Source organism: Streptomyces sp. NPDC054956 (genome assembly GCF_053609185.1).
Genome location: NZ_JBSGXB010000497.1, coordinates 1 through 3,548, shown reverse-complemented (window position 1 = coordinate 3,548; position 3,548 = coordinate 1). Strand labels below are relative to the sequence as shown.

Sequence of the window (3,548 nt, the reverse complement as noted above, 5' to 3'; positions counted from 1 at the left end):
GGTCATGCCCGGCCTCAAGCTGGACCTGACCCCGATCCCGATCCCCGCGACGCCCGCCGATCCGGTGCCGGCACCGCCACCGCTCCCCGCGGAGCCGCCCGGCGGAGCGCCCGGCGCCGCCGTACCCGCGGCCCCGCTCGTCCCGCCCGTGGCGGGTGCCCGCGTACTGGCCCGCCGCAGGCCCGCGACGGAACCCGGCCCGGCGGATGCGGACGCGGGCGCGGGAAGGGGGACGGCTCCGGAGGCGGGCCCGGCACCGGCCGAGGCCGTGCCGGCCGCGCCCGCCGGGCAGGCCGGACCGACCCCGGCCGAGTAGCGGCCGGGGTCGGTCCCGGGTCGGTCCGTGGTCAGCGGGGAGCGCTCAGCGCTGGACCTTGAGCATCTTGCCGATGACGTTGTCCGGCAGCAGGTCGTTGCACTGCAGCTCCGCCGACTTCGTCAGAGCGTCCTGCGTGCACACGTAGAAGTCCTTGTACGCGATCTGCACCGCGTACGAGGACGCGGCCAGCAGCACCGCCAGGGTCGCCGTGACCAGCCCGCTCACCGCGGCCGTCCGCTGGGGCCGGGCCGCGGCGCCCAGGGCGGCCAGTCCGCCCTGGGCCGGGGCCGGTTCCGGGGCGGTGTCCGCCGCCGGGGCCGGGGCGAAGGGGTCCGCGCCCGACCGCCCGCCGTCGGCGGAGGCCGGCTTCACGGGGGCCCCGCGCAGCGCGCTGATCCCCCAGTACAGGGCCAGTACGCCCAGCAGCAGTCCCACCGACGGGATGCCGAAGACCCCGAAGAAGAAGCCCCACATGCCGGCCAGCAGCGCGTACCGGGCACGCCGCTGGATCGGGTCCGTCGGGTCCCAGCGCGCCGGACCGGACCCGGGGTCCTCGACCGGCACCTTGCCGGAGCCGCCGTCACCGCCGGTGCGCGGCTCCCAGAGCTGGTCGGGCCGGCCTTCCGGGGGCGCCGCGAAGGGGTTGTCGTCGGTGGAGGGGTCGGGCTGGCGGCGATCCGGCATCGGGTGTGTTTCATCCCCTGTGTCGTGGACGTCACTGGGACGTCGGAGGCCTGTTTGCGGCATGTATGCCAGACGCTACCGCCCGCCCGCGCCCCCGTCCCTCGGGGGCCGTCCGGTGTGCCGGTATCGTTGCAGGCGGTCGGTGGCTTCGTATGGTCCCCCGTATATCGGCGACCCGAAGTTTCATGCGATCACACAAGACGAACGACGCGCCCCCAGCTCAGGCCAGGACGCCCCCGCTCGAGAAAGGGCCTCCCATGGCCGCCTCCCGCCTGGTCGTGCTGGTCTCCGGATCCGGCACCAACCTCCAGGCCCTGCTCGATGCCATCGACGCCCATCCCGGCGGAGCGGAGGGCTTCGGCGCCGAAGTCGTCGCCGTGGGGGCCGACCGCGAGAACATCGCCGGCCTGGAGCGCGCCGAGAAGGCCGGGATCCCCACCTTCGTGTGCCCGGTCAAGGCCTACCCGAGCCGCACGGAGTGGGACGTGGCCCTGACCGAGGCCACCGACGCCCACGCGCCGGACCTCGTGATCTCGGCGGGGTTCATGAAGATCGTGGGCCCGGAGTTCATCGGCCGCTTCGGCGGCCGGTTCGTCAACACCCACCCCGCCCTCCTCCCGGCCTTCCCCGGCGCGCACGGCGTACGGGACGCCCTCGCCTACGGCGCGAAGGTCACCGGCTGCACCGTCCACTTCGTGGACTCGGGCGTGGACACCGGTCCGATCATCGCCCAGGGTGTCGTGGAGGTCCGGGACGAAGAGGACGAAGCCGCTCTGCACGAGCGGATCAAGGAAGTCGAGCGCGAGCTGCTCGTCGACGTCGTGGGGCGCCTGGCCCGGCACGGCTACCGCATCGAGGGACGAAAGGTAACAATCCAGTGACCGCCGCAGAGGCCGCAGGGACCGCAGAGACCGTGACCGTAGAGAGCGACGACCTCACCGCGTCGAAGCGCCCGCTCCGTCGCGCGCTGATCAGCGTCTACGACAAGACGGGACTGGAAGAGCTGGCCCGCGGCCTGCACGAGGCCGGCGTCGCGCTCGTCTCCACCGGTTCCACCGCCGCGAAGATCGCCGCCGCCGGGGTGCCCGTCACCAAGGTCGAGGAGCTCACCGGCTTCCCCGAGTGCCTGGACGGCCGGGTCAAGACCCTGCACCCGCGCGTGCACGCCGGCATCCTCGCCGACCTGCGCCTGGAGGACCACCGCAACCAGCTCGCCGAGCTGGGCGTCGAGCCCTTCGACCTGGTGGTCGTCAACCTCTACCCCTTCCTCGCCACCGTCCAGTCGGGCGCGTCCGAGGACGAGTGCGTGGAGCAGATCGACATCGGCGGCCCCTCGATGGTCCGCGCCGCCGCCAAGAACCACCCCTCGGTGGCCGTCGTCACCAGCCCGGCGCGCTACGACGCCGTGCTCGCGGCCGCCCAGGACGGCGGTTTCGACCTCACCGCCCGCAAGCGGCTCGCGGCCGAGGCCTTCCAGCACACCGCCGCGTACGACGTCGCCGTGGCCTCCTGGTTCACGAACGCGTACGCCCCGGAGCCGGAGGCCGTACTGCCCGAATTCCTGGCCGGCGCCTGGGAGCGCAAGTCCACCCTGCGCTACGGCGAGAACCCGCACCAGGCCGCCGCGCTCTACACGGACGGCCGGCCGGGCGGGCTCGCCAACGCCGAGCAGCTGCACGGCAAGGAGATGTCCTACAACAACTACGTGGACACCGACGCGGCCCGCCGCGCCGCCTACGACCACGAAGAGCCCTGCGTCGCGATCATCAAGCACGCCAACCCGTGCGGCATCGCGGTGGGCAAGGACGTCGCCGACGCCCACCGCAAGGCGCACGCCTGCGACCCCGTCTCCGCCTTCGGCGGCGTCATCGCCGTCAACCGTCCGGTGAGCGTCGAGCTCGCCGAGCAGGTCGCGGAGATCTTCACCGAGGTCATCGTCGCCCCGGACTTCGAGCCGGGCGCCGTCGAGGTCCTGGCGAAGAAGAAGAACATCCGGGTCCTGAAGGTCGAGGGCACCCCGCACCAGCCGGCCGAGCTCAAGCCGATCTCGGGCGGCGTGCTGCTCCAGCAGAGCGACCTCGTCCGGGCCGAGGGCGACGACCCGGCGAACTGGACGCTCGCCACCGGCGAGGCCCTGTCCGCCTCCGAGCTCGCCGACCTCGCCTTCGCGTGGAAGGCCTGCCGCGCCGTCAAGTCCAACGCCATCCTGCTCGCCAAGGACGGCGCCTCGGTCGGCGTCGGCATGGGCCAGGTCAACCGCGTCGACTCCGCGAAGCTGGCCGTCGAGCGTGCGGGCGCCGAGCGCGCGCAGGGCTCGTACGCCGCGTCCGACGCCTTCTTCCCGTTCGCGGACGGGCTGGAGATCCTGACGGCCGCGGGCATCAAGGCCGTGGTCCAGCCGGGCGGTTCGATGCGCGACGAGCTGGTCATCGAGGCCGCGAAGGCGGCGGGCGTCACGATGTACCTCACCGGGACCCGTCACTTCTTCCACTGATCCCGCAGCAGGACCGCAGACGGCGAAGGCCGCGCCCCGCGAGTGCGGGAC

The 3,548-nt window shown here is 73.3% G+C and carries 3 protein-coding genes and 1 pseudogene; 3 read left to right on the top strand and 1 reads right to left on the bottom strand.

Annotation, left to right across the window (positions count from 1 at the left end; translation table 11 throughout):
* Window positions 1–316, top strand: a pseudogene (locus ACWGDE_RS37310) (hypothetical protein); the annotation flags it as partial.
* A 45-nt stretch (window positions 317–361) separates the two neighbouring features.
* On the opposite strand, the gene ACWGDE_RS37305 reads toward ACWGDE_RS37310, so the two are convergent.
* Window positions 362–1,003, bottom strand: a complete 642-nt coding sequence (locus ACWGDE_RS37305; RefSeq protein WP_453393521.1) for a hypothetical protein — start codon at window positions 1,001–1,003, stop codon at window positions 362–364.
* Window positions 1,004–1,260: 257 nt separating this feature from the next.
* Here ACWGDE_RS37305 and purN point away from each other — a divergent pair, with 257 nt between their 5' ends.
* Window positions 1,261–1,884: a phosphoribosylglycinamide formyltransferase gene (gene purN / locus ACWGDE_RS37300; RefSeq protein WP_453393520.1), complete on the top strand. Its 624-nt coding sequence runs from the start codon at window positions 1,261–1,263 to the stop codon at window positions 1,882–1,884.
* Between the two features lie 32 nt (window positions 1,885–1,916).
* Window positions 1,917–3,497 carry a bifunctional phosphoribosylaminoimidazolecarboxamide formyltransferase/IMP cyclohydrolase gene (gene purH, locus ACWGDE_RS37295; RefSeq protein WP_453393519.1) on the top strand — a complete coding sequence of 527 codons (1,581 nt, stop codon included), beginning with the start codon at window positions 1,917–1,919 and terminating at the stop codon, window positions 3,495–3,497.
* Window positions 3,498–3,548: the final 51 nt, after the last annotated feature.

What these genes read in the sequence shown, in the direction of transcription:
- ACWGDE_RS37305 (WP_453393521.1), bottom strand. Translation starts at nt 1,003, where the DNA reads ATGCCGGATCGCCGCCAGCCCGACCCCTCCACCGACGACAACCCCTTC.
- purN (WP_453393520.1), top strand. Translation starts at nt 1,261, where the DNA reads ATGGCCGCCTCCCGCCTGGTCGTGCTGGTCTCCGGATCCGGCACCAAC.